Raw genomic sequence first — 24,358 nt, forward strand, 5'->3', positions numbered from 1 at the left:
CTCCTTCGGCACTGGGATGGCGGGAGCGTCACTCCTCGAATGTGTTGACCATAGCGAACGCCGCCCGCTCCAGGTAATTCCAGAGCGTCTCCTCCTGGAGCGGAGGCAGCCCGAGCTCGCCGACGGCCTCGCGCATGTGCGCCAGCCAGCGGTCGCGCGCATCCGGGTTGACCTTGAACGGGTTGTGCCGCATCCGGAGGCGGGGGTGGCCGCGCTGCTCGCTGTAGGTTGTGGGGCCGCCCCAGTACTGCTCCAGGAACAGCGTGAGCCGCTCCTTGGCCGGTCCCAGATCCTCCTCCGGGTACATCGGGCGCAGCACCGGGTCGTCGGCGACGCCCCGGTAGAACGCGTCGACGAGCCGGACGAACGTCTCGTGGCCGCCGACCTGATCGAAGAAGGCGGGCTGGGGGCCGACGGGGATGCTCACGTCTGTTCTCCGTCCGGGCGCGGCTTCGGCGCCTTCTCCACCGCCGGGGTGATCCGGATCGCACCGGGGTCGGCGGCCCGCGGCGCCGGGGTGGCTGCGCCGGACTCCTGGCGCTTGGCGGCCGCGCGGGCCTTGCGCCCCTTCAGCGGCGGCTCCGTCGTCACGACCTGGCTCGGCCGGGTGCGCGGCGGCTTCGCGCCCATGACGCTCGCCGCGCTGTCGAACCCGGTGAGCACGACGGCCGACAGCGACGGGAGCTTGACGCCCATCTCATCCAGAGCCGCCTTCAACCGGACGCGCAACTCGCGCGACACGTCGTCCTTGGCGGTGGTGCGCGTCTTCAGCACGATGCGGATGACCAGCGCGTCGGCCGAGATCGACTCCAGCCCCCACAGTTCCGGCTTCTCCAGGATGCGCGAGCGCCACTTGGTGCTCGTCGCGAGCGCGTTCGCCGTCTCCAGCATCTTCGCCTGCACCGCTTCGACATCCGTGTCGTAGGGCACGGCGAGGTCGATGATGACGCGCGCCCAGCCCTGCGACATGTTCCCGACGCGGAGGATCTCGCCGTTGCGAACGAACCACAAGGTGCCGTTCACGTCTCGGACCTGGGTGACGCGGATGCCGACCGCCTCCACGACACCGGTCGCCGAACCCAGGTCGACGACGTCGCCCACGCCGAGCTGGTCCTCCATCACCATGAACAGGCCGTTCAGCACGTCTTTCACGATGTTCTGGGCGCCGAAACCGAGGCCGGCGCCGATCGCGGCGGTCAGCAGCGCGAACGACCCGAGGACGCTCGCCGCGAAGACGTTCAGGATGAGGATGATCGCGACGATCCCGATCGTCACGTTGACGATGTTCATCAGCACGGAGCCGAGCGTGCGCGTGCGCTGGACGACGCGGACGGCGGCCAGCGGCGAGGCCACCAGCGCCTGCGTGTCGCTGACGTTCTGCCCCTTCTTCACGCCGTTCACGATCCGCGAGACGACCTTGCGGATCACCACGCGGAGGATCCAGCTGAGCAGGAAGGCGCCGCCGATGATGCAGGCGGCGCTGACCAGGTTCCAGCCGGCCTGGACGGCCCACGACCCGATCGCGGTCCAGAAGTCTTGTCTCAGGATTTCCATACCCGGTCGAGCCTAGCGACCCCTCCCTTGGCGGTCGCTGGAATGACGACGCGGGTCATCGCTCCAGCAGCCCGTGCTCGTACGCGAAGATCACCGCGTGCACCCGGTCGCGCAGCTGAAGCTTCGACAGCACCCGGCCCACGTGCGTCTTCACGGTCGACTCGGTCAGATAGAACCGCGCACCGATCTCGCCATTGCTCAGACCTTCGCCCATGGCGAGCAGGATCTCCCGCTCGCGCGGGGTGAGCACCTCCGCGGGGTCCTTCCCGCCGGGGGAGGGCACGTCGCCCGCCGGGAGGCGGTCCGCGAACAGCTCCAGCATCGCCCGGGTCACCCTGCCCGAGACGGCGGCGTCGCCCGCGGCGACGGCGCGTACGGCACCGATGAGCTCGTCGGGGCGCGCATCCTTCAAGAGGAATCCGCTCGCTCCGGCGCGCAGCCCGCCGAACGCGTACTCGTCGAGGTCGAAGGTCGTCAGGATGATGATCCGCGCACCCGGGTCCGCCTCCACGATGCGCCGGGTCGCCTCGATCCCGTCGAGAGTCGGCATCCGCACATCCATGAGGACGACGTCCGGCCGTAGCCCGGCGCTCAGGCGTACGGCTTCTGCGCCGTCAGCCGCCTCGCCGACGACGACGAGGTCCGGCTCCGCCTCCAGCACCATGCGGAACCCGAGGCGCACGAGCTGCTGGTCATCGACGAGCAGGATGCGGATGGAAGCGTCGGTCACGTCGTCTCCTTCGTCTCGGGGTGGTGCGGTGAGGGCTGGCGCTCTTCTTCTGCGGCAGGGGACAGGTCCGGCGGGGGAGCCGCCCGCACCGCGTCGAACAGCGCGCGCACGCGCCACCCGCCGCCCGGCCGGGGTCCGGCCTCCAGCGTCCCGCCGTACAGGCCGACCCTCTCGCGCAGCCCGATGAGGCCGCGACCGGAGCCCTGATCGGCCGCCGGGTGAATGGCGGCATCGTCGTCGATCGTGACGATCACCGTCCCGGGCCGGAACACGATGACGACACGGACCGCGGTCGCCGAAGCGGCGTAGCGGAGGGCGTTGGTCAGCCCCTCCTGCACCACGCGGAACACGGTCAGCTGCTGGCCCACGTCCTCCGGCGGGACGCCGGTGACGGTGATACGAACGGGGAGACCGGCCGCACGGAACGTCTCGATCAGGTCCGCGAGGTCGGTCACCCCCGGCTGCGGTTCGCGCGCGGCCGCGCCGCCCTCGCCATCGCGGAGCACCCCGAGCAGGCGGCGCATGTCGGCCAGTGCACCGCGACCGGTCTCGGCGACCAGCCGCATGGCATCCACCGAGCGGTCCGGAAGCCCCGGAGACGGAGGCGACGCTTCCGCTGAGCGCACGGACCCGTCGGCGAGCGTGATCATCACCGTGAGGCTGTGCGAGACGATGTCGTGCATCTCGCGAGCGATGCGGCTGCGTTCCGCCGCGGCGGCGATCTCGGCCTGCTGGTCGCGCTCGCGCGCAAGCTGGCGCGCCCGGTCGATCAGCGCATCCAGGTACCGCCGCCGGTTTCCGACGTTGCTTCCGATGAGCACGGCGACCACCGAGAACGACAAGACGAGGATGCCCGAGGGCACCGCTGCCGTCTCCAGCGGCGTGAACACCTTCGCCTGCGTCAGCACGACCTCCACCGTGACCGTCGCGACCGTGACCGCCGAAGTGACCGCGAAGGCGATCCAGGCCGACCGGATGGAGCGGTAGACCGCGAGGGCATACAGCGCGAACAAGGTGGGCACCACATCCATGTCGCGGCCGAGGAAGACGCTAGCCCCGAGCAGCACCGTCGCGAAAGCGAAGACGATCCCCGGCCGTCGGCGGCGTGCGACGAGCGCCGCGCCGGCGACCGTCGAGAGCAGGAGGTGCACGGTCTCCTGGACGGTCGGCTCCCTCGCCGACACGACGAGCGCGCCGACCACCGACGGCACCAGGTAGAAGCCCGCCACGAACAGGTCGAGGGCGAGGGGATGCGCCGCCACAAAACGACGGATCACCCCGGGCGGCCTCGGAAGTTCGAGGCCGCCCGGGGTGTCGTTGATCGGGACGGGCGCGGTCACGCGGCCGGTCAGGCGTCCCTGCGCTGCAGCAGCACGGCTCCGACCACGAAGGAGACAACCGTCCAGGCCAGAACCGTGACGACGTTCACCCACGGATCGACTCCGCCGTTGGCGACGCCCGACATCCCCTGTCCGGCGTTGCTCAGCAGGTAGCGCTGCGCGTCGGCGAGCCACTGCGTCTGGGTGAGGCTGCTCACCAGTCCCGCGATGATCGGCAGCACCAGCAGCACGCCGAGCGCTCCGGCGATCCCGCCAGCGGTGGACTTCAGGATGGCGCCGACACCGAGTGCGAACACGGCCACGAGCCCCAGGTACACGCCGGCTCCGAGGATCGCCCACAGCGTGTCGGCTGCGAACAGGTCTCCCGTGTACCCCTTGCCGGTCAGCACCGGCACGGCGACCGCCCACGACAGCGCCGAGGAGATCAGGCCGACGACGAACGCGACCACGAAGAGCACGAGCGTCTTCGCCGCGAACACCGGGAACCGGCGCGGGACGGCGGTGAAGGACGCGCGGATCATCCCCGTGCTGAACTCGCCGGAGATCACCAGCACGCCGAGCACCGCGATGACGAGGGATGCGAAGGTGAGGCCTGCGGTCGCGGCGGTCAAGGTGAACCCGGCCGCCTGCGCCTCGACCGCAGCGTGCTGCGTGGCGGGCACCCGGGCCAGCAGAGTGGTCTTGTTGGGGATGGCGAACGCCACGAGGGCGGCGATGCCGACGACGAGGACGACGGCGCTGATCAGCGTCCAGAAGGTGGAACGCAGGGTGCGCAGCTTGATCCACTCGGAGCGCACGACCCGGACGAAGTTCAGGTGCCCCAGCGATGTGTGCGGATGCGTGGTTCCGGCGGGAGCGGTTGCGGTGCTCATCGGCTGACCTCCGTGCGGTACTCGACGTCGTCCTGGGTGAGTTCGAGGTAGGCCTCCTCGAGCGAGGCGCTGATCGGCGTCAGCTCGTGGAGCACGATGCCGTCGCGCGCGGCCGTCTCGCCGATCTGCGCGGCCGTCAGGCCGGTGATCTCAAGCAGCTGCGCCTCGACGCCGGTGACGGCGACATCCGCACCGGCGACGGCGCGGGCGAGTAGGTCCGGCTGCGGGGTGCGCACGCGCACGGCATGACGGGTGGCCCCGGCCAGGATGCTGTCGACGGGAGCGTCCGCGAGGACGCGGCCGCGGCCCAGCACGATGATGTGGTCGGCGGTCTGCGCCATCTCACTCATCAGGTGTGACGAGAGGAAGATGGTGCGGCCCTGGCTGGCGAGGTGCCGGGCGAACTGGCGTACCCAGAGCACGCCCTCCGGGTCGAGACCGTTCACCGGCTCGTCGAGGATGAGCGTCGCCGGGTCGCCGAGCATGGCGGCGGCGATTCCCAGCCGCTGGCCCATCCCGAGGGAGAAGCCGCCGACACGCTTGGAGGCCACCGACTCGAGGCCGGTCATCCCGATGACCTCGTGAACGCGAGAGGTGGGGATGCCGTGCGTCGCAGCCAAGGCGAGGAGGTGCCCGTACGCGGTGCGGCCGGTGTGGATGGCCTTGGCGTCGAGCAGGGCGCCGACCTCCGTCAGGGGCGAGCGGAACTCCGCGTAACGCCTGCCGTTGATCAGTGCGGTGCCCTGGGTCGGCCGGTCGAGCCCCACGATCATGCGCATGGTGGTGGACTTGCCGGCACCGTTCGGGCCGAGGAAGCCGGTGACCTTGCCCGGCTGGATGGTCACGGAGATATCGTCGACGGCGGTCTTCGCGCCGAACCGTTTGGTCAGGTGATCGAGTTGGATCATGCCTCCGAGACTAGGGGCCTGCGCTCCTTCGGGGTATCCACCCTCGGTACCACTCGTGCCGGCGCCCGTGCGACTTCCCGTCGATACGACGAAAGGGCCCCGCGACGGCGGGACCCTTTCGTGTCGGGATGCGGTCAGCCCGGGATGCGTTCGGCGTCAGGCCGCCGCGTCCCGCTTCTGCGCGGCGAGCGCCCGCTCCACACCGGCGAGGTTCTCGACGACCATGCGGCGGAGGGCCGCCGGCTCGGCATTGGCATCGAGCCACGCACGCGTCGCGTCGCGCAGCTCTTCGCTCGCCAGCGGCGCCGGGTACATGCCCTCGACGAGGTACTCGGCGATCTTGTAGGAGCGCGAGGTCCAGATCTCCTGCAGGGAGGAGAAGTACGGCTCGATGAAGGAGGCGAGCACGCTCTTGTCCTTCGCCCGCTGGAACCCGATCCCGGTGTAGCGGACGATCGTGTTCGGCAGCGAGTCCGAGCCGAACACCGAGTCCCACGCGGCCTGCTTGCCCTCACGGGTCGGGATGCTCGCGCGGGCCTGCGCCGCGAACTGGCCGCCGTTGGCGGTGTTGTCCGCCGCCAGGGCCGCGTCGATCTCGGCGGTGCCTGCTGCGCCGCCGGCGACCAGGGCGATGAGCAGCTCCCACGAGAGGTCGGTGTCGATGCTCAGCCCGTCGAGCTTGACCGAGCCGTCGCGCAGGGCCGCGATCGTGTCCAGCTGCTCGTCGGTGGAGGCGAGAGCCGCGAAGAACTTGACGAACTGGAACTGCGCGTCGCTTCCGGCCTCCGCGTTCTTCGCCAGCTCCCACAGGGCCGACGCCGCGCTCTGCGCGGTCTCCTTCTGCCGCTCGGGCACCACGTACGCGGTCGCCGCCAGCACGAGCTGGTTGAGCGTCGTGCGGATCGTGGTCGACTCCGTCTCGGACGCGATGTTGCCGAGCACCAGGCGGACGTAGTCGCTCGCGCCGGTCTCGGCGTCGCGGGTCGCATCCCACACCGCGCCCCAGACGAGCGAGCGGGCGAGCGGGCTCTCGATGTCGGAGAGGTGCTCGATCGCGACCTTCAGCGACTCCTCGTCGAGACGGATCTTCGCGTAGGCGAGGTCGTCGTCGTTGATGAGCACGAGGTCCGGGCGGCGGGTACCGACCAGCTCGGGGACGTCGGTGCGCTCGCCGTCCACATCCAGCTCGATCCGGTTCTCGCGTACCAACTTGCCGTCGCGCAGGTTGTAGAGGCCGATAGCGAGGCGGTGCGGGCGGATCGTGGCGTAGTCGGCCGGCGCCGTCTGCAGCACGCCGAACGACGTGATGACGCCGTCCGCATCCACCTCGAGCTCCGGGCGCAGGGTGTTGACGCCGGCGGTCTCCAACCACTTCTTCGACCAGTCGGTGAGGTCGCGGCCGCTGGTGGCCTCGAGCTCGACCAGCAGGTCTGCGAGCTCGGTGTTGCCGTGCGCGTGCTTCCTGAAGTACTGGGCGACACCGGCCAGGAAGTCGTCCTGACCGACCCACGCGACGAGCTGCTTGAGCACAGAGGCGCCCTTGGCGTAGGTGATGCCGTCGAAGTTGACCTGCACGTCTTCCAGATCGTTGATGGTCGCGACGATGGGATGCGTCGACGGCAGCTGGTCCTGCCGGTACGCCCAGCTCTTCTCCATGGCGGCGAAGGTGGTCCAGGCCTCGGTCCACTCGGTGGCCTCGGCGGTGGCGAGGGTGGAGGCGTACTCGGCGAACGACTCGTTCAGCCACAGGTCGTTCCACCACTTCATGGTCACCAGGTCGCCGAACCACATGTGGGCGAGCTCGTGCAGGATGGTGACGACGCGGCGCTCCTTGATCGCGTCGGTGACCTTGGAGCGGAAGACGTAGGTCTCGGTGAAGGTGACGGCACCGGCGTTCTCCATGGCGCCCGCGTTGAACTCGGGCACGAACAGCTGGTCGTACTTCTCGAACGGGTACGCGTAGTCGAAGCGCTCCTCGTAGAAGGCGAAGCCCTCGCGCGTCTTGTCGAAGATGTAGTCGGCGTCGAGGTACTCGGCGAGGCTCTTGCGCGTGTACACGCCCAGCGGGATGGTGCGGCCGTCGCGGCTGGTGAGCTCGCTGTGGACCGACTCGTACGGGCCGGCGACGAGCGCGGTGATGTAGGAGGAGATGACGGGGGTGGGCGGGAAGGCCCAGACCTTCTTGCCTTCGCCTGCATCCTGAGGCTCCGGCGTGGGCGAGTTGCTGACGACCGCCCAGTGCGCGGGTGCCGTGACCGTGAACGTGAACTCGGCCTTCAGGTCCGGCTGCTCGAACACGGCGAACATGCGCCGCGAGTCCGGCACCTCGAACTGGCTGTAGAGGTACACCTCGCCGTCGACCGGGTCGACGAAGCGGTGGAGGCCCTCACCGGTGTTGGTGTAGATCGCGTCGGCGACGACCGTCAGCTCGTTCTCGTCCTCGAGGCCGTCGAGCTGGATGCGCACGCCGTCGCTCACGGCGGCAGGGTCGAGCTCGGTGCCGTTCAGCGTGACGGAGTGCACCGTCCGCGTGATCGCGTCGATGAAGGTCGACGCGCCCGCCTGTGCCCCGAACCGCACGGTCGTCGTGCTGAGGAAGGTCTCGGGCCCGGTCGTCAGATCGAGGGTGACGTCGTAGCTGTGGGTGCGGATGAGCGCGGCGCGCTCCTGTGCTTCGAGGCGGGTGAGGTTTTCTCCGGGCAACGCTTGCTCCTTGGGACTCGGACGGCGTGGATCGTGTCCACCGCAACCACCTTATCCATCGGCGCCGACGCCGTCGGTGGCCTTCCCTAGACTGTGGATATGCGCATCCACATCGCCACCGATCACGCAGGTCTCGACTTCAGCAAGCACTTGCAGGAGCACCTGGGAGCGGCCGGTCACGAGGTGATCGACCACGGGCCGGTCGAGTACGACCCCATCGACGACTACCCGGCCTTCTGCATCAATGCTGCCGCGGCGGTCGTGCGCGATCAGCAGGCGGGGGTGGATGCGCTCGGCATCGTCTTCGGCGGTTCGGGCAACGGTGAGCAGATCGCGGCGAACAAGGTGGGCGGCGTGCGTGCGGCGCTGGTCTGGAGCCAGTCCACCGCTCTGCTCGCCCGGCAGCACAACGACGCGAACGTCATCGCGATCGGCGCCCGGCAGCACACGGTGGAGGAGGCCACCTCCTTCATCGACGCCTTCATCGCCGAGCCGTTCTCGTTCGAGGAGCGCCACGTGCGCCGGATCGCCCAGCTGGCGGAGTACGAGGCCACCGGCGACATCGCGGGCAAGCACGTGGACCACTGATGCCCGAAGGTCACTCCGTCCACCGCATCGCGAAGCAGTTCGCGGTGAACTTCGTCGGGCACCGCGTGGCGGTGTCGTCACCGCAGGGCCGGTTCGCGGCCGACGCCACCCGTATCGACGGGCACGTGATGACCGACGCCAAAGCCGTCGGCAAGCAGATGTTCCTGGAGTTCGACAACGACCTCTGGCTGCGGGTTCACCTCGGGCTGTACGGGGCGTGGGACTTCGCCGGCGACATCAGCATCGATCCGACCATCGCCAGTGCGAACGGCCGGATGGGGCAGACCAACCAGCGGGGGACCGACCTCGACCCGATCCTCGACAGTGCGGGCGAGAACTCGCTGCACTCGATCGGTGCGCCGCGCCGCACGCGGCTTCGCATGGCCGAGTCCGAGAAGGTGGAGGCCGAAATCACGAGCTTCCCGCCGGAGCCCATCGGCCAGGTGCGGGTGCGGCTGCTCACCGACAGCGCGGTCGCCGACCTGCGCGGCCCGACAGCCTGCGAGGTGCTCGACCCGGCGCAGGTGGATGCGGTCATCGCCAAGCTGGGGCCCGATCCTCAGGTCGACTCCGGTCAGGAGGCGGAGGACCGCTTCGTTTCGATCGTCCGCCGCAAGCCGACCTCGATCGCGCTGCTGCTCATGGACCAGAGCGTGGTGAGCGGCATCGGCAACGTCTACCGCGCCGAGCTGCTCTTCCGTGCGCGTCAGAACCCGCACACGCCGGGCAAACAGGTGCGCGAGGAGACGGTGCGGGCGCTCTGGCGCGACTGGGTGCACCTGCTCCGCATCGGCGTCGAGACCGGCCAGATGATGACCATGGACGACCTCGACGACGACTCCTACCGCCGCGCCATGGCCAGCCGCGAAGACCGGCACTGGGTGTACAAGCGCGAGGGACTGCCGTGCCGGGTATGCGGCACGCACATCGTGATGGAGGAACTGGGCGGCCGCAAGCTGTACTGGTGCCCGGTGGACCAGGCGTAGGAGGCCTCATGCGACAGAATCCCAGCTTCACCCTCACCGACCCGGTCGAGCTCAAGCGGCTCGTGCGCGAGAACCCGTGGGCGACCTTCGTCAGCAACACCGCGAACGGGCTCGTGGCCTCCCACTACCCGGTCATCCTCGACGACACACGGGAGGAGCTCAGCCTGCTTTCGCACGTCGGGCGCCCCGACGAGCAGTTGCACGAGTTGGGGCAGCATGAGCTGCTCGTCATCATCCAGGGTCCCCATGGCTACATCTCCTCCAGTTGGTACGACGAGAACCCCGCGGTGCCGACCTGGAACTTCATCGCTGCGCACTTTTCCGGCGTTCCCGAGATCCTGAGCGACGAGGAGAACCTCGATGTGCTGGCCCGTCTGGTCGACCACTTCGAGGACGAGCTCCCGGAGCCCCGCCGCATGCGCGGGACGCTGAAGGACGCCGCCTACGCCGAACGCATCGTCTCCGGGACGGTCGGGCTGCGACTCACCCCGACCCGCGTGGTGGCGAAGCAGAAGATGAGCCAGAACCGGCCTGACCACATCGTCGACTCGATCATGTCGGAGCTCGGCGGCGACGGACCCTACGCGAGCGCGGGCCTGCTCCGCGAGATGCAGCTCGTGCATGACCGGAGACGCGCCGCGCGATGAGCCTGGTGCTGGCCGGGGCGCGGCTGCCCGGACGGCCGGACCCTGTGGATGTCGTGCTCGACGGCGGGCGGATCGCGACGATTGCGGGGGCGGGTGCCGCATCCACGTCTGCCGGCGATATCGGCGGATCCAGTGGGTCCGCCGTGGAGCGGGTCGCGCTCGACGGCCGCTGGCTGATCCCCGGGTTGTGGGACCAGCACGTGCACTTCACGCAGTGGGCGCAGACCGCGCGGCGCCTCGACGTGTCGCGCGCGGCGTCGGCCGCCGAGGCCGCCGCCCTGGCGCGCGAGCGCGCGACCGCTGAGGGCGGCGACGAGGTGATCGTGGGCTTCGGCTTCCACGATGCGCTATGGTCCGACCTGCCCACGCGTGAGCTTCTGGATGCGGCAGCCGGCGACCGCCCGGTGGTGTTGATCGCCGGCGACCTGCACTGCTCGTGGCTGAACACGGCCGCCGCCCGGCGGTTTGCGCCGGGATCGAGCGAGCCGGTGCTGCGGGAGGATGCGAGCTTCGCCGTGACGAGCCTCCTCACGGCCGCCGACGAGGCGACGCTCGACCGGTGGGCGACCGACGCCGCTCGGCGCGCATCCACTCGCGGTGTCGTCGGTGTCGTCGACCTCGAGTACGGCTGGAACCTCGACGTGTGGCGGCGCCGGATGGCCGACGGTGCAGACGGCCTGCGGGTCGAGTTCGGGATCTACAGCGACGACCTCGAGCGGGCGGTCGGACTGGGCCTGCGCACCGGGGACGCCATCCCGGAGACTGGGGGACTGCTGTCGGTCGGGCCGTTCAAGGTGATCTCCGACGGCTCGCTCAACACCCGCACCGCGTTGTGCACGCACGCGTATCCGGACGGCGGCCATGGGATCGCGAACCTGTCCCCGGCAGAGCTCGTCGAGCGGATGCGGTTCTCGGTGGAGCACGGGCTGGAGCCCGCCGTCCACGCGATCGGCGACGAGGCCAACCGCCGCGCTCTGGATGCGTTCGAGGCGCTGGGCGCCGGCGGCCGCATCGAGCATGCGCAGCTGATCGACGCGTCCGACATCCCCCGCTTCGCTCGGCTGGGCGTGACGGCCGGCGTGCAGCCCGAGCACGCGATGGACGACCGGGATGTGGCCGAGCACCTCTGGCAGGGACGCACCGACCGGGCCTTCCCGCTCGCCGAACTGTACCGCGCCGGCGCCCGCCTCGCGTTCGGGTCGGACGCGCCGGTGGCGCCCCTTGACCCGTGGGCGGCGATCGCGTCGGCCGTGGGTCGTACGCGCGACGGGCGGGAGCCGTGGCATCCCGAGCAGAGCATCCCCGTGGAGGTGGCCCTCGGCGCCTCCGTCCGTTCGGCGGTGGCCGTGGGCGAACCGGCCGACCTCGTGGTGCTCGACCGCGACCCGTTCGCCTCGGAGCCGGACGACCTCCGCACGATGCCGGTCGCGGCGACCCTCCTCGCGGGCCGCTTCACCTACGACGCCCTCCGCTGACAGGTCCCGCTGCGTCCCGCATCCCACTATCGACGGAGATTCGCAGCGATCCCGTCCGAATCTCCTTCACTACTGCCAATCGAAGGAGATCCGAGCCCGATTCTCCTTCGATAGGTGGCAGCTCAGTGCCCGCGCAACAGCAACCGATCGCGCCCGGGCACCGTCGCGACCGCCGTGTTCCGCAACGACTCTGTGTACGCATCCAGGTAGCCGTAATGCGCCAGATGTTCGGCGAACTTCTGCTCGAACAGCGCCGTGTCGGTGATGCCCGACCACGCCGAGGAGAGCGGATCGTCGTTCCAGGCGGAGTGTAGCACCGGCGCGTGGCCGGTGACCGGCAGCAAGTCGGCCGCCTTGTCGCCGTCGACGCTGATGACCGTCGCGCCGAACGCGGGCCCCCGCGGGTCGCGACGGGTGAACCGGCCGAACTGGGCCTCGCTGTCCGCTACCGCCTCGCCGGCGTAGACGTGCTGGGCGTTCAGCGCTGCCGCGTTCGGGATGCGGTTCTCGATTCCCGCAGAGCCGAGCATGACGAAGGCGTAGATGCCCAGGTCGCGCGCCTCGGCGAGGGAGTTCGCCGCGGTTGTGGTCCCATAGGAGTGCGCGACGACGTTGAGCGCGCGCGGTGGAGACTCGACGCGGACCGCGTTGACCCCGCGCAGGTCGGCGGTGAGGAGCGGCGCCCCGCGCTCGGCGAAGTCGCCGAGGGTGGCATCCACGCCCGGTGGCGGGGTGGCGTAGCCGATCCACGACACGACCGCCCGACGCGTCGGCGCGCCCACCTCGCCCTGCTCGTCGTACAGGTTCTGCGCGGACTGCGTCCACAGTTGCATGTCGTCGGTGTAGGTGCCCATGCCCGGCACCAGGAACGTGACGTCGGACGCCGTGTCCAGGTCGCCCAGTGCGATTGCCGCGAGCGGAGGCCGGTCCAGACTCAGCGAGACCAGGTGCCGGGCGGGCGTCCGCTTGCCTTTCAAGGTCTTCTGGATGGCCGTGAGCGAACCCATCACCCGCTTCGCGAGGGCGTCGTCGGGGTGCTTCTTCACCTGTTTCGTGCTCGTGGAGAGCGCGCGGGCCAGCGCCTTCCGGTTGGCTGTGTCCCGATCGTCGTAGTCGATCCCGTCGAGGTTCCCGACGATCTCGGGCAACGTCTCGATCGCATCCTTCTTGGTGGCGGCATCGAGGTCGTCCCACTGGTCGTGCACCGCATCCGGGTCGGTGTTGGCGAGCCGGATGTTGAGCTCGGGATGCGCCTCCAGGTACGCGTCCTGCTGTGCGTCATTCATGCCCTTCAGGACGTCGAAGGTCGTGATCGGCGCAGCTCCCGCCGCGGGCGCCACCAGCAGCCCGATCGCCGCGACGACGCTCAGCGCGCAGACGGCGATCACCCGGCGGGCCATGGCCGAAGCGTAGTGCCGAGGTCCGCGGCGTGTCCACGAGTCGGCGGAAGGCCGAAGCCGAGCACCGGCCGGCCGTCAACCAGAACGGGCCGCCCGCTTCCGCAGACGGCCCGTTGTCGTACCTGGTCCTACTCGCTGATGTGGGCGAACAGGAACCAGCGGTCCTTGTCGAGCCCGCGCGCGATCTCGATGGCAACGTCCTGGCTGGTCTGGTCGAGCTCGGCCAGCTCGCGGACTGCGGCGTTCACGCCGACGAGGGCCGCATCCAGCTGTGCGATGACCTCGGCAATGGTCTCCCGCGAGGGGCGGAAGCCGGCGGTGAGCTCGGCGGTCGTGGTCTTCGCGGCGACCGTGCCGAGGCGCGCGTCGACGGGGAGGCCGAGGGCGACGATGCGCTCCGCGGCGAGGTCCGCCCACTCCTGCGCGTGATCGACGATCGTGTCGAGCAGCTCGTGGACGCCGATGAAGTTCGCGCCGCGCACGTGCCAGTGCGCCTGCTTGCCGTTGACGACGATGGCCGTCAGGTCGATCACCACGGGGGTGAGGAACTGGGCGACCCCGGCGGCGACGTCGGGGTTGGAGACACTCTGGGTTGCAGTGATGTCCGTCATGGATGGCGTCCTTTCTTCTGCCTGCCTCAACGCTACTCAGGCCCCGGAATTCCGCAACGAAGCGAAGGCTGCGCTTAGTTAGGTCGGGTTAACCCCCGCATCGTTCCGGAGGGACGCGGGATGGGGTGGAGGTCCGGCCGCGGCCAGGCTCGAAGCATGACAACAGAACCAGTAGTGAGTTCTCCACAGCCTTCCGATCCGTCGCCGTCCCGCGCCGCTTCTTCTGCCACGCTGGATACTGTGACCACCTCCGCACCTCCCACAGCCCGAGCGAACTACGGCTCGCTGTGGCGCGGCGTGCCCAGGGAGCTCGGCTTCCTGCTCCTCACCATGCCGATCGCGATCATCGGGCTCTCGGTGCTGCTGTCGCTGTTCTGGACGGGCGTCGGCACCATCGTCATCTACGTCGGCGTCTTCATCCTGGTCGCCACGTTCTACACGGCCCGCGGCTTCGGGATGGTGGAGCTGACCCGCCTCGACTGGGCGGGGAGGCCATCCATCCCTCGTCCCGTGTGGGAACGGCCGGGAACGCCGCGCACGTTCTGGCGGTCGGTCTTCGGTCCGTTCGCGAACGGCCACTACTGGCTGTACCTGCTGCACGGCGCGATCATCAACCCGATCATCAGCATTTTGTCGTGGACGGTCACCGTCGTCTGGGCCTCTGTCGCGCTCGGCGGTCTGACCGGGTGGATCTGGGAGCCGTTCATCCCGCAGGGCGGCCGTGACGTCTTCCTGTCACAGATCATCGTGGATGCGGTGTTCCGCACGAACTCGGACTTCGATCCGACCGTCGGCGACCGCATCCTGTACCTGATCGCGGGTGCCCTCTTCGCCGCGACGCTTCCGTTCGTCACACGCGGGCTGACGCTGCTGCACGAGGCCGTCGCCCGGGGGCTCCTCGGCGGGTGGCCGTCGGAGGCGCTTCAGCGCGAGGTCGCCGACCTGTCGGCGTCGCGCGGCGCGGCTGTGGCGGCCGAGGACCAGGCGCTGCGCCGCCTGGAGCGCGATCTGCACGACGGCCCTCAGCAGCGCCTGATCCGCCTGCAGATGGACATCGCCGCCGCCGAGCGCAAGCTCGGAGACGACCCGGACGCTGCCGCCGTCCTCCTGGCGGAGGCACGACAGCAGGCGGGTGACACGCTGGAGGAGCTGCGGGCCCTGTCGCGCGGCTTCGCCCCGCCCATCCTGCAAGACCGCGGCCTCGCCGCCGCCGCCGAGTCGCTCGCCGCACGCAGCCCCGTCCCGATGTCAGTGGAGTCGTCGCTGCAGCCGGGGGAGCGGTTCAGCCCAGAGCTCGAACGCAACGCCTACTACGTGCTGGCCGAGCTCGCCGCGAACGTGGCCAAGCATTCCGAGGCGCACGCTGCCCGCTTGTTCCTGGAGCAGGGCGTGGATACCGCCGGCACGCCGTCGCTGAACGTCTGGCTGACCGACAACGGTCGCGGCGGAGCCTCGCTGGTCGACGGCCACGGGCTGCGCGGCCTGCAGGAGCGGGTCCGCGGTCTGCGCGGCGAACTGGTGGTGGAGAGCCCGGTCGGTGGCCCGACGCGCATCGGGGCGCGCATCCCGCTGGCCTGAATCCGCTGGCCTGAATCCGCTGGCCTGAATCCGCGGGCCGCATCCGCCGGGCTGAATCAGTGCCCGGTGGATGCGGCCCTAGGCTGGGGTCGTGGCGAACGACCCCAGCCCCACCCCGCTGCGCCTCGTCGTGGCGGACGACTCCGTCCTCCTGCGTGAGGGCCTCATCCGGCTGTTCGATGAGGCCGGCTTCGACACGGTGGGCGCCTTCGGCGACGCGGACACGCTGCTGGAGGCGGTGCCGGATCTCATGCCCGAGGTCGCGGTGCTGGATGTGCGGATGCCGCCGGCGTTCCGCGACGAGGGCGTGCGGGCGGCGCTGCGCATCCGCCGCGAGTACCCGTCGATCGCGGTCCTGCTGCTGTCGCAGTACGTCGAGGGGACGTACGCGCAGGAGCTCCTCGCCGGCGGCGAGGGCGGCACCGGCTACCTGCTGAAGGACCGCATCGCGTCGCTGGACGAGTTGCGCGACGCCGTCACCCGGGTCGCTGCCGGGGGCACTGTGCTCGACCCGCAGGTGGTCCGCGAGCTGCTGATGCGGCGCACCGACCCGCTCGCGACCCTCACCCCGCGGGAGCGGGAGGTGCTGGAGCTGATGGCCGAGGGCCGCACGAACGCCGCGATCGCCGCCCGCATGGTCGTGGGGGTCGGCGCAGTGGAGAAGAACGTGACGTCCATCTTCCAGAAGCTGGGCCTCGAGGACTCCGGCGACGACCACCGCCGAGTGCTCGCGGTACTGGCCTTCCTGCAGCACTGAGGTGTTGGATGGGCCCCATGGCCGGATTCGATGACATCACCAAGAAGGCGCAAGAGTTCCTGAACGACCCGAAGGTCAAGGACGCCCTGAGTTCCGAGCAGGCGGAGGACATCAGCGACAAGCTGCTCGACGGCGTCGCCGGCGCCGCGAAGAAGGTGACCGGCGGGAAGCACGACGACACGATCGAGGGCGCGCGGGAGCAAGCCGACAAGCACATCGGCAACGAGTAGGGCTCAGTCGCTCGGGCGCAGCGGCCGGTGGAAGCGGAATGTCTTCCGGTACATCCGCATGCCCAGGAAAAGCGACACGCCGACGACCGCCACTGTCACGACTGCCCCGATCACCGTGGCGACGATGGGATGCGCGCCGAGCGCCCACGAGGTCCCTCCGGCCAGCAGCCCGACGACGATCCCCTCCACGATGGTGATGATCATCATGGAACTCCCGAGCACGGGACTCGTCCCGCGCCGGTAGAAGAAGTGGTACGTGGCCACCGCGCCGGCTTCATCGTCGTGGGCCGACGCCATCAGGTAGCGCTCCAAGCCCGGGTCGAGTTCGACGTAGGCCGCCCGCAGGCGGTTCATCGCGACGACATACATGAGATCCTCACTGGCGGTGTTGAACGCCCGAATCTCGGTGACCAGTCCGAGCAGCGCGAGCGCCAGCAGCACCCCGAGCGAGGCCGCCCCGAACCAGCCACGGAATCCACTCGCCTGCCCGAGGAACCCGAGCGTGACGAGCCCGGCGGACACCAGCGTGAGGAAGATCGCGATGCGCGTCAGCACCTCGCTCTGCGTCGTCGACCGCGACGCGAGCAGGCTCCAGTGCTCGGTCGCGAGCAGTTGCGCCCGCAGGCTGCGCTGCGCGTCGGTGAGGTGCTCGGGCGCGTCGTTGCGCTCGTCGCCCGGCGGGGGAGGTGCCGTCATGCGGGCATTGTCCCGCGCCGGGATGCCGTTGGCACCAGCGAGTGCGCCCCCTTGTCACGACCGCGCCGCGGCGCGCAGGCGCGCACGTTACGTGTGGCCGCATTCGCGGCGCGGTGGGATGAACGGGATGAAACGGAGGGGATGACGGGAATCGAACCCGCGTAATCAGTTTGGAAGACTGAGGCTCTACCATTGAGCTACATCCCCGAGCGCCGCAAGCGGCACCGGGCCGCCTCTCTGCGCGGCGGCCGACGACCATCGTAGTACAGACGCGCGGGGAGCGGGCGTGCAGTAGACTTGCCCCGGTCTTTCGCACCGCTTGAAGCCGGGGCGTAGCTCAGCTTGGCTAGAGCGCCCGCTTTGGGAGCGGGAGGTCGCAGGTTCGAATCCTGTCGCCCCGACGAGGACCTCGTTCCTTGCGAGAAGACCATCGTTCGATCATTCAGGAGAACCCAGACATCGTGAAGACCACGGTCGAGAAGCTCAGCCCCACCCGCACCAAGCTCACCATCTCGGTGACGCCGGAGGAGCTGAAGCCTTCCATCAACCACGCGTACGAGCACATCGCCGAGCAGGTGACCATCCCCGGTTTCCGCAAGGGCAAGGTGCCGCCGCCCATCATCGACCAGCGGGTCGGCAAGGCCGCCGTCCTGGAGCACGCGGTCAACGAGGGTCTCGACGGCTTCTACCGTCAGGCGATCGAGGACAACGACGTGCGTCCGCTCGGCCGCCCGGAGGCGGACATCACCGAGTGGCCGAACGAGAAGGACTTCTCGGGCGACCTGCTGCTCACCATCGAGGTGGACACCCGCCCGGAAGTGAAGCTGCCCGCGTTCGACGACATCACCATCACGGTGGATGCGGCCGAGGTCGACGTCGACGACGTCGAGGAGGAGCTGGACCGGCTCCGCAGCCGCTTCGGCACCCTCGTGACCGTCGACCGCCCGGCGAAGACCGGCGACTTCGCCCAGATCGACCTGGTCGCCGTCATCGGCGGCGAAGAGGTCGACACCGCGGCCAACATCTCGTACGAGATCGGCTCCGGCGAGCTCATCGAGGGCATCGACGAGGCGCTCGACACCCTCACCGCCGGCGAGACCACCACGTTCGAGGCCCCGCTCATGGGCGGCGACCACGAGGGTGAGAACGCACAGATCACCGTGACGCTGAACGCCGTGAAGGAGCGCGAGCTCCCCGAGGCCGACGACGACTTCGCGCAGATCGCCAGCGAGTTCGACACGATCGGCGAGCTGCGTCAGAGCCTGCGCACGCAGGTCGAGCGGGCCAAGGTCTTCGGCCAGGGCACCGCGGCGCGCGACCAGCTGGTCGACAAGCTGCTCGAGCTCGTCGAGATCCCCGTCCCGGAGCAGCTCGTCGAGGACGAGGTCCACCGCCACCTGGAGCAGGAGAACCGGCTCGAGGATGACGTGCACCGCGCAGAGGTCACCGAGTCCAGCGAGAAGACCTTCCGCACGCAGATCCTCCTCGACGAGGTCGCGCAGGAGAACGACGTCAAGGTCAGCCAGGACGAGCTCACCCAGTACCTTATCCAGGGCGCCGGCCAGTACGGCATGGACCCGAACGAGTTCGTCAAGATCCTCAGCGAGAACGGCCAGATCCCGTCGATGGTCGGTGAGGTCGCCCGTAACAAGGCCCTCGCGATCATCCTCGGCAAGGTGAAGGTCGTCGACTCGAACGGCAAGCCGGTCGACCTGGCCGAGTTCACCGCGATCGCCGACGGCGACGAGGCGGCCGAGCCGACCTCCGACGAGGCAACCGACGCCGACCAGGCAACCGACGGTGGCGAAGCCACCGAGGAGGCCCCCGCCGCCGAGGCCAAGCCGAAGAAGCGCTCCACCAAGAAGAAGGCCGACGACAAGTAAGCCTTCCGTCTGGTTGACACGACACGCCGTCTCGTACTGTTGCGAGACGGCGTGTTGTGTCATGTGGACGAAGGAGCGGGGATGGACGACTGGCGGCAGCGAGTGGATGCGGTGTGGGCGGCCGCCGACGATGCGGGGGAGGAGGCGACCCTCGCCGCGATCGACGCCCTCGTCGCCGAACGCCCGGCGAACGACGCGGAGGCGCTCTTCGAGGCGGCCGGCGCGCGCGACTTCGCCGGTCGTGAGGCCGACGCCGAGCCGTTCTACCGGGCGGCACTCGCCCACGGCCTCCCCGAGCCGTATCGCGGTCAGGCGATCGTGCAGCTGGCGAGCACTCTGCGCAACCTCGACCGACCGGCCGAGGCCCTGAGTCTGTTGCGCGACTTCCTCGGCGCCGAGCCTGAGCATCCCCTCTCCGACGCCGCCCGCGCGTTCGCCGCCCTCGCGCTCTTCGACGACGGGATGCGCGCCGACGCCCTCCGCGAGGCCCTCTACGCCCTGGCACCGCACCTCGCGCGTTACGGCCGCGCCGTCACCGCCTACGCCGCGGCCCTCGACGACGACCTCTGACCGCGCTGCGTGGCCCGCGGCGGCGCCCGCTCTCTGCCCACGGCGAACAGGGCCGCGCGGGGCCCGGGGCTCCGATAGATTCGATGCCAAGCGACAAAGGAAACGGAGCGAACATGGCCGACATGGGTATCCAGCCCAATGTTTTCGACAGACTGCTGAAGGACCGAATCATCTGGCTCGGTTCCGAGGTTCGAGACGAGAACGCGAACGAGATCGCCGCGAAGCTTCTGCTCCTCGCTGCGGAGGACCCCAAGCGGGACATCTACCTCTACATCAACTCCCCGGGCGGTTCCATCACCGCCGGTATGGCCATCTACGACACGATGCAGTTCGTCCCGAACGACATCGTCACGGTCGGCATCGGAATGGCCGCCTCCATGGGGCAGTTGCTGCTGACGGCAGGCACCAAGGGCAAGCGGTACATCACCCCGAACGCCCGGGTGCTGCTGCACCAGCCGCACGGTGGATTCGGTGGAACGTCCAGCGACATCCAGACGCAGGCGCAGCTCATCATCGACATGAAGAACCGCCTGGCTGAGATCACCGCAGCGGCGACCGGCAAGTCGGTCGAGCAGATCAACGCCGACGGTGACCGCGACCGCTGGTTCACCGCGCAGCAGGCGCTCGACTACGGTTTCGTCGACCACATCCGCGAGTCGGCACTCGATGTCTCCGGCGGCGGCGGCACCGAGCCGGACGCCCAGTAGCCCACCGCCGGAAGGATAAGGACACACTATGAACACCCCCATGCTCGGCGGTCAGGCCTTCGGAGGAATCCAGGCGCCCGGCGCCCGGTACATCCTGCCCAGCTTCGAAGAGCGCACGGCCTACGGCTACAAGCGCCAGGACCCGTACGCGAAGCTGTTCGAGGACCGCATCATCTTTCTCGGCGTGCAGGTGGATGACGCTTCGGCCGATGACATCATGGCCCAGCTCCTCGTGCTCGAGAGCCAGGACCCGGACCGCGACATCGTCATGTACATCAACTCGCCCGGTGGCTCGTTCACCGCGATGACGGCGATCTACGACACGATGCAGTACATCCGTCCGCAGATTCAGACGGTCGTGCTCGGCCAGGCCGCTTCGGCCGCCGCCGTGCTGACCGCAGCCGGCAGCCCCGGCAAGCGGCTGGCGCTGCCGAACGCCCGCATCCTGATCCACCAGCCCGCCGTCGGCGAGGCCGGCCAGGGCCAGGCGTCGGACATCGAGATCCAGGCCGCCGAGATCCTGCGCATGCGCACCTGGCTGGAGGAGACGCTCTCGAAGCACTCCAACCGCTCGGTTGAGCAGGTCAACAAGGACATCGACCGCGACAAGATCCTGTCCGCGGAGGAGGCCCTCGAGTACGGCCTCATCGACCAGGTGCTCACCAGCCGCAAGCAGCTGCCGGCGCTGGTCAAGTAGTAGCCTTCGCTGCATGCACGAACGGGGCGATCGATTCGACGATCGCCCCGTTCGGCGTATCCGGCGGGCGACGCATGCCGGGTATGACCCGGACGTGTGGCCCGCGAGCATCCCGGCGGTCCGTCAACTGCTCGACGAAGGTCTCGACCTCCCCGCCGGGGTGACGATGCTCGTCGGTGAGAACGGCACCGGCAAGTCGACCATCGTCGAGGCGGTCGCGACCGCCTACGGACTCCCACCCGAGGGCGGCAGCAACCAGGGCAGTCACGTCACGCGGCCGTCCGAGTCGCCGCTCTCCGACTGGCTGACGCTCGAGCGGGCGCCCTGGGCAGCGAAGTGGGGGTTCTTCCTCCGCGCAGAGTCGATGCACGGCTACTACAGCTACTTCGAGGGCGTCGCGACCGGCGCGGACCCGCGCTTCCATGAGATGAGCCATGGGGAGTCGTTCAACGCGCTGCTCGCCACCCGGCTGAATCACCCGCAGTTCGTCGCTGGGCTGGTCTGCCTCGACGAGCCGGAGGCGGCGCTCTCGTTCCAGTCCACGCTCACGTGGCTGGCGAATCTGGATGTCATGGCGAAGCGCGGCACGCAGGTGCTGTGCGCGACGCACTCGCCGATTCTCGCCGCCCTGCCCGGCGCGCACCTCCTCGAGCTGGGCGAGTGGGGGATCCGCGAGACGACCTATGACGATCTCGAGATCGTCGCGCACTACCGGTCCTTCCTCGACGCGCCCGAGCGTTATCTCCGGCACCTTCTCTGAAGTCGACATCACCCGTACACGAGATCTGCTGTCAGCAGACGCGCCGCATGACGCAAAACGAGGTCAGGTGCGCGTCATTGTCGCCGGCACGGGTTAGGCTCGACGGAAGAGACCGAAGAAGGTGGGGAGAGGGATGGCACGCATCGGGGAAAGCGCCGATCTGCTCAAGTGTTCCTTCTGTGGCAAGAGCCAGAAGCAGGTACAGCAGCTCATCGCCGGTCCCGGCGTGTACATCTGCGACGAGTGCGTCGAGCTGTGCAACGAGATCATCGAGGAGCGGCTCGCCGAGGCGGGCGAGGAGGCGTCGAGCGAATTCGACCTGCCCAAGCCCAAGGAGATCTTCGGATTCCTGGAGGAGTACGTCATCGGCCAGGAGGCGGCCAAGCGCGCGCTGGCGGTGGCGGTGTACAACCACTACAAGCGGGTCCGCGCCAAGCAGACCATCACGGCAGCCGACTCGATGGACGACGTCGAGATCGCCAAGTCGAACATCCTGCTCATCGGCCCGACCGGCTGCGGCAAGACCTACCTCGCGCAGACGCTGGCGCGCCGGCTGAACGTCCCGTTCGCGGTGGCGGACGCCACGGCGCTGACGGAGGCCGGCTACGTCGGCGAAGACGTCGAGAACATCCTGCTGAAGCTCATCCAGGCCGCCGACTACGACGTCAAGCGGGCCGAGACGGGCATCATCTACATCGACGAGGTCGACAAGATCGCCCGCAAGGCCGAGAACCCGTCGATCACGCGCGACGTGTCGGGCGAGGGTGTGCAGCAGGCGCTGCTGAAGATCCTGGAGGGCACGGTCGCCTCCGTCCCGCCGCAGGGCGGACGCAAGCACCCGCACCAGGAGTTCATCCAGATCGACACCACGAACGTGCTCTTCATCGTGGCAGGCGCTTTCGCCGGCCTCGAGGAGATCATCTCCTCGCGTGCAGGCAAGAAGGGCATCGGCTTCGGCGCCCCGCTGCACTCGAAGGGCGACGACATCAACCTCTTCAGCGAAGTGCTGCCGGAGGACCTGCACAAGTTCGGCCTGATCCCCGAGTTCATCGGCCGCCTCCCGGTCGTGACGACGGTGACGCCGCTCGACCAGGATGCGCTAATGCAGATCCTGACTGAGCCGAAGAACGCGCTGGTGCGCCAGTATCAGCGGATGTTCGAGCTCGACGGCGTCCAGCTCGAGTTCGACGCCCCCGCCCTCGAGGCGATCGCCGATCTGGCGGTTCTCCGCAAGACCGGCGCCCGCGGACTCCGCGCCATCATGGAGGAGGTGCTCGGCCCGATCATGTTCGAGGTGCCGTCCAGCTCCGAGGTGGCCCGCGTCGTCGTGACGAAGGAGGCCGTGCTCGAGAACGCCGCGCCGACTATCGTCCCGCACCGTCCGCGGCGCGAGGAGAAGTCGGCGTAAGCGCAGGCGGCTTGATCAGCATCTCCGGTGCCTTGGTCACCATCAGCCAGGTCGGAAGCACAGCCAGGCACAGGATGGGCAGGATCAGCAGGTTGCCGGTCACGGCTACGCCGATGAAGATGGCGATCCAGCCGTCCCGCGCGACCGCCAGGGTGAGCCCCATGACCCCGGAGGCGACGGCGACCTGCAACGGGATGCCGGGCACGAGCGCCCAGGCGAACACTCCTACCGCGGCTCCGATGAACACGGCAGGGAAGATCCGGCCGCCGCGGAACCCGGAACCCGCGGCGACGAGCAGTGCCGCGAGCTTGACCAGCAGGATGATCCCGATCTGTGCGACGGTGTAGTCGTCGCGGTTCTCGATCAGCTGGCCCATCTGAGTGAGCCCCTTGAACAGGGTGATCGGACCGCCGATTGCGCCGAGGACTCCGAGAACGATGCCGCCGGCCAGCGTGAACAGCAGCGGGTGACGCAGCGCGTGGAATGCCCGGTGGATGAGCGGGAACAGGTACACCCCGACCAGCCCGAACGCCGTGGCGGCCACGGCGATGATGATGGCGGCCAGCACATTCCACCCGGTGATCGTGGTGTACGCGGGCATCGGGATCAGGAACTGCGGATGCGCGAGGAACGTCATCGTCAACGAACCCGCGGCCGCGGCCACCAACGGGAGGAACAGCTTGTCCCAGAGCGATCCGCCGCCGCGGATCGCCGCCACGATGCCGGTGAACACCAGCGCAGCGGCCACGGGAGTCCCGAAGAGCGCGCCGATGGTGCCGGAGGCGGCCATCAGGACGACGAGTTGCGCGGGAACGGCCTTCCACAGCCTCCCGACGAGGGCGACGAGAATGCTGGCGTTGATCGCGATGATCGGGTTCTCCGGGCCAAGGCTCACCCCGCCCGCCAGCCCGAGGACGGCGGCGAGGGCGAGTGACGGCACGATGGCCGGTCGTAGCGGAGTGCTGACGAGCTCCGTCGTCGCAGAGTCCGGCCCGGCGTGACCCGGGACCAGCCACACCGTCAGCCCGACCGCGATGCCTGTCACCGTCAGTACGGCGAAGATCCACCAGCCTGAGGACGGGTCGACCCCGAGGGCCTTCGGCAGCGCTGTCCACACGCCGTCCTCGACCCAGCCGGCGATCGTCTCGATCAGCCAGAGGGCGAGCCCGCTGACCACGCCGATGACGACCGCGGGGATGCTGAGCAGCACCATGGTGCGCACGGTGGGTGCCGGCAGCCCCTGATCGGTCGACGTCAT

24 protein-coding genes and 2 tRNA genes are annotated in these 24,358 nt (G+C 69.2%); 14 read left to right on the forward strand and 12 right to left on the reverse strand.

Annotation, left to right across the window (positions count from 1 at the left end; genetic code table 11):
- Positions 1 to 28 precede the first annotated feature (28 nt).
- From AB7E03_RS02815 to pepN, 7 genes are all read right to left on the reverse strand, one after another.
- Positions 29 to 427: a globin gene (locus AB7E03_RS02815; protein WP_441782430.1), complete on the reverse strand. Its 399-nt coding sequence runs from the start codon at positions 425 to 427 to the stop codon at positions 29 to 31.
- Complete coding sequence (locus AB7E03_RS02820) at positions 424 to 1,554, reverse strand: mechanosensitive ion channel family protein (protein WP_489939119.1); 1,131 nt, start codon at positions 1,552 to 1,554, stop codon at positions 424 to 426. The genes AB7E03_RS02815 and AB7E03_RS02820 overlap by 4 nt, the downstream gene beginning before the upstream one ends.
- A gap of 55 nt (positions 1,555 to 1,609) precedes the next feature.
- A complete protein-coding gene (locus AB7E03_RS02825) occupies positions 1,610 to 2,284 on the reverse strand; it encodes a response regulator (protein WP_489939121.1) in 675 nt (224 codons plus the stop codon).
- Complete coding sequence (locus tag AB7E03_RS02830) at positions 2,281 to 3,624, reverse strand: sensor histidine kinase (RefSeq protein WP_489939123.1); 1,344 nt, start codon at positions 3,622 to 3,624, stop codon at positions 2,281 to 2,283. Before AB7E03_RS02830 ends, AB7E03_RS02825 begins: the two co-directional genes overlap by 4 nt.
- Before the next feature lie 8 nt (positions 3,625 to 3,632).
- The gene (locus AB7E03_RS02835; protein WP_489939125.1) at positions 3,633 to 4,496 is read right to left on the reverse strand and encodes an ABC transporter permease subunit; all 864 of its coding nucleotides are present in this window, start codon (positions 4,494 to 4,496) and stop codon (positions 3,633 to 3,635) included.
- The gene (locus tag AB7E03_RS02840) at positions 4,493 to 5,404 is read right to left on the reverse strand and encodes an ATP-binding cassette domain-containing protein (RefSeq protein ID WP_489939127.1); all 912 of its coding nucleotides are present in this window, start codon (positions 5,402 to 5,404) and stop codon (positions 4,493 to 4,495) included. Before AB7E03_RS02840 ends, AB7E03_RS02835 begins: the two co-directional genes overlap by 4 nt.
- Positions 5,405 to 5,560: 156 nt before the next feature.
- Positions 5,561 to 8,107: an aminopeptidase N gene (gene pepN / locus AB7E03_RS02845; RefSeq protein WP_489939129.1), complete on the reverse strand. Its 2,547-nt coding sequence runs from the start codon at positions 8,105 to 8,107 to the stop codon at positions 5,561 to 5,563.
- A 99-nt stretch (positions 8,108 to 8,206) separates the two neighbouring features.
- Here pepN and AB7E03_RS02850 point away from each other — a divergent pair, with 99 nt between their 5' ends.
- From AB7E03_RS02850 to AB7E03_RS02865, 4 genes are read left to right on the forward strand one after another with little or no spacing between them, the layout of a single operon-like run.
- Positions 8,207 to 8,695 carry a ribose-5-phosphate isomerase gene (locus AB7E03_RS02850; protein ID WP_489939131.1) on the forward strand — a complete coding sequence of 163 codons (489 nt, stop codon included), beginning with the start codon at positions 8,207 to 8,209 and terminating at the stop codon, positions 8,693 to 8,695.
- A complete protein-coding gene (locus AB7E03_RS02855; protein ID WP_489939133.1) occupies positions 8,695 to 9,681 on the forward strand; it encodes an Fpg/Nei family DNA glycosylase in 987 nt (328 codons plus the stop codon). The genes AB7E03_RS02850 and AB7E03_RS02855 overlap by 1 nt, the downstream gene beginning before the upstream one ends.
- An 8-nt stretch (positions 9,682 to 9,689) precedes the next feature.
- The gene (locus tag AB7E03_RS02860; protein ID WP_489939135.1) at positions 9,690 to 10,328 is read left to right on the forward strand and encodes an FMN-binding negative transcriptional regulator; all 639 of its coding nucleotides are present in this window, start codon (positions 9,690 to 9,692) and stop codon (positions 10,326 to 10,328) included.
- A complete protein-coding gene (locus tag AB7E03_RS02865; protein WP_489939137.1) occupies positions 10,325 to 11,803 on the forward strand; it encodes an amidohydrolase in 1,479 nt (492 codons plus the stop codon). Before AB7E03_RS02860 ends, AB7E03_RS02865 begins: the two co-directional genes overlap by 4 nt.
- A 122-nt stretch (positions 11,804 to 11,925) precedes the next feature.
- On the opposite strand, the gene AB7E03_RS02870 is transcribed toward AB7E03_RS02865, so the two are convergent.
- Complete coding sequence (locus AB7E03_RS02870) at positions 11,926 to 13,203, reverse strand: alpha/beta hydrolase (RefSeq protein WP_489939139.1); 1,278 nt, start codon at positions 13,201 to 13,203, stop codon at positions 11,926 to 11,928.
- Positions 13,204 to 13,331: 128 nt separating this feature from the next.
- Entirely contained in the window at positions 13,332 to 13,814 is a 483-nt protein-coding gene (locus AB7E03_RS02875; protein WP_489939141.1) for a Dps family protein, read from the reverse strand.
- Positions 13,815 to 14,054: 240 nt separating this feature from the next.
- On the opposite strand from AB7E03_RS02875, the gene AB7E03_RS02880 reads away from it, so the two are divergent.
- The 3 genes from AB7E03_RS02880 (at position 14,055) to AB7E03_RS02890 (ending at position 16,379) form a co-directional block, all read left to right on the forward strand.
- Entirely contained in the window at positions 14,055 to 15,392 is a 1,338-nt protein-coding gene (locus AB7E03_RS02880; RefSeq protein WP_489939143.1) for a sensor histidine kinase, read from the forward strand.
- 91 nt (positions 15,393 to 15,483) lie between these two features.
- Complete coding sequence (locus AB7E03_RS02885) at positions 15,484 to 16,149, forward strand: response regulator transcription factor (RefSeq protein ID WP_489939145.1); 666 nt, start codon at positions 15,484 to 15,486, stop codon at positions 16,147 to 16,149.
- Between the two features lie 17 nt (positions 16,150 to 16,166).
- A complete protein-coding gene (locus tag AB7E03_RS02890; RefSeq protein ID WP_489939147.1) occupies positions 16,167 to 16,379 on the forward strand; it encodes an antitoxin in 213 nt (70 codons plus the stop codon).
- 3 nt (positions 16,380 to 16,382) lie between these two features.
- On the opposite strand, the gene AB7E03_RS02895 is transcribed toward AB7E03_RS02890, so the two are convergent.
- Both AB7E03_RS02895 and AB7E03_RS02900 read right to left on the reverse strand, forming a co-directional pair.
- Complete coding sequence (locus AB7E03_RS02895) at positions 16,383 to 17,075, reverse strand: hypothetical protein (protein ID WP_489939149.1); 693 nt, start codon at positions 17,073 to 17,075, stop codon at positions 16,383 to 16,385.
- Positions 17,076 to 17,211: 136 nt separating this feature from the next.
- Positions 17,212 to 17,282: transfer RNA gene (locus tag AB7E03_RS02900), tRNA-Gly, on the reverse strand.
- Between the two features lie 119 nt (positions 17,283 to 17,401).
- Between AB7E03_RS02900 and AB7E03_RS02905 the strand changes: the two genes are divergently transcribed.
- The 7 genes from AB7E03_RS02905 (at position 17,402) to clpX (ending at position 23,100) form a co-directional block, all read left to right on the forward strand.
- Positions 17,402 to 17,476, forward strand: a tRNA-Pro gene (locus tag AB7E03_RS02905).
- A 60-nt stretch (positions 17,477 to 17,536) separates the two neighbouring features.
- Positions 17,537 to 18,958, forward strand: a complete 1,422-nt coding sequence (gene tig / locus AB7E03_RS02910) for a trigger factor (RefSeq protein ID WP_489939151.1) — start codon at positions 17,537 to 17,539, stop codon at positions 18,956 to 18,958.
- Between the two features lie 81 nt (positions 18,959 to 19,039).
- On the forward strand, positions 19,040 to 19,528 hold the full coding sequence (locus AB7E03_RS02915) for a tetratricopeptide repeat protein (RefSeq protein WP_489939153.1): 489 nt from the start codon (positions 19,040 to 19,042) through the stop codon (positions 19,526 to 19,528).
- 113 nt (positions 19,529 to 19,641) lie between these two features.
- The gene (locus AB7E03_RS02920; RefSeq protein ID WP_489939155.1) at positions 19,642 to 20,235 is read left to right on the forward strand and encodes an ATP-dependent Clp protease proteolytic subunit; all 594 of its coding nucleotides are present in this window, start codon (positions 19,642 to 19,644) and stop codon (positions 20,233 to 20,235) included.
- A 28-nt stretch (positions 20,236 to 20,263) separates the two neighbouring features.
- Positions 20,264 to 20,932, forward strand: a complete 669-nt coding sequence (locus AB7E03_RS02925) for an ATP-dependent Clp protease proteolytic subunit (protein ID WP_489939157.1) — start codon at positions 20,264 to 20,266, stop codon at positions 20,930 to 20,932.
- 13 nt (positions 20,933 to 20,945) lie between these two features.
- Complete coding sequence (locus AB7E03_RS02930) at positions 20,946 to 21,692, forward strand: AAA family ATPase (RefSeq protein ID WP_489939159.1); 747 nt, start codon at positions 20,946 to 20,948, stop codon at positions 21,690 to 21,692.
- Between the two features lie 133 nt (positions 21,693 to 21,825).
- Positions 21,826 to 23,100: an ATP-dependent Clp protease ATP-binding subunit ClpX gene (gene clpX, locus AB7E03_RS02935; RefSeq protein WP_441782408.1), complete on the forward strand. Its 1,275-nt coding sequence runs from the start codon at positions 21,826 to 21,828 to the stop codon at positions 23,098 to 23,100.
- Here the strand turns inward: clpX and AB7E03_RS02940 are convergent.
- Positions 23,057 to 24,358, reverse strand: a complete 1,302-nt coding sequence (locus tag AB7E03_RS02940) for an ion channel protein (protein WP_489939161.1) — start codon at positions 24,356 to 24,358, stop codon at positions 23,057 to 23,059. The two genes, clpX and AB7E03_RS02940, sit on opposite strands and share 44 nt — an antisense overlap.

It is taken from the genome of Leifsonia sp. RCC_180, assembly GCF_058138205.1.

Excerpts from the sequence above, each read along its gene's own strand:
- AB7E03_RS02820 (WP_489939119.1), bottom strand. The coding sequence starts at position 1,554 with ATGGAAATCCTGAGACAAGACTTCTGGACCGCGATCGGGTCGTGGGCC.
- AB7E03_RS02835 (WP_489939125.1), bottom strand. The coding sequence starts at position 4,496 with ATGAGCACCGCAACCGCTCCCGCCGGAACCACGCATCCGCACACATCG.
- AB7E03_RS02840 (WP_489939127.1), bottom strand. The coding sequence starts at position 5,404 with ATGATCCAACTCGATCACCTGACCAAACGGTTCGGCGCGAAGACCGCC.
- AB7E03_RS02850 (WP_489939131.1), top strand. The coding sequence starts at position 8,207 with ATGCGCATCCACATCGCCACCGATCACGCAGGTCTCGACTTCAGCAAG.
- AB7E03_RS02855 (WP_489939133.1), top strand. The coding sequence starts at position 8,695 with ATGCCCGAAGGTCACTCCGTCCACCGCATCGCGAAGCAGTTCGCGGTG.
- AB7E03_RS02860 (WP_489939135.1), top strand. The coding sequence starts at position 9,690 with ATGCGACAGAATCCCAGCTTCACCCTCACCGACCCGGTCGAGCTCAAG.
- AB7E03_RS02865 (WP_489939137.1), top strand. The coding sequence starts at position 10,325 with ATGAGCCTGGTGCTGGCCGGGGCGCGGCTGCCCGGACGGCCGGACCCT.
- AB7E03_RS02870 (WP_489939139.1), bottom strand. The coding sequence starts at position 13,203 with ATGGCCCGCCGGGTGATCGCCGTCTGCGCGCTGAGCGTCGTCGCGGCG.
- AB7E03_RS02875 (WP_489939141.1), bottom strand. The coding sequence starts at position 13,814 with ATGACGGACATCACTGCAACCCAGAGTGTCTCCAACCCCGACGTCGCC.
- AB7E03_RS02890 (WP_489939147.1), top strand. The coding sequence starts at position 16,167 with ATGGCCGGATTCGATGACATCACCAAGAAGGCGCAAGAGTTCCTGAAC.
- AB7E03_RS02895 (WP_489939149.1), bottom strand. The coding sequence starts at position 17,075 with ATGACGGCACCTCCCCCGCCGGGCGACGAGCGCAACGACGCGCCCGAG.
- AB7E03_RS02915 (WP_489939153.1), top strand. The coding sequence starts at position 19,040 with ATGGACGACTGGCGGCAGCGAGTGGATGCGGTGTGGGCGGCCGCCGAC.
- AB7E03_RS02920 (WP_489939155.1), top strand. The coding sequence starts at position 19,642 with ATGGCCGACATGGGTATCCAGCCCAATGTTTTCGACAGACTGCTGAAG.
- AB7E03_RS02925 (WP_489939157.1), top strand. The coding sequence starts at position 20,264 with ATGAACACCCCCATGCTCGGCGGTCAGGCCTTCGGAGGAATCCAGGCG.
- AB7E03_RS02930 (WP_489939159.1), top strand. The coding sequence starts at position 20,946 with ATGCACGAACGGGGCGATCGATTCGACGATCGCCCCGTTCGGCGTATC.
- clpX (WP_441782408.1), top strand. The coding sequence starts at position 21,826 with ATGGCACGCATCGGGGAAAGCGCCGATCTGCTCAAGTGTTCCTTCTGT.
- AB7E03_RS02940 (WP_489939161.1), bottom strand. The coding sequence starts at position 24,358 with ATGACGTCGACCGATCAGGGGCTGCCGGCACCCACCGTGCGCACCATG.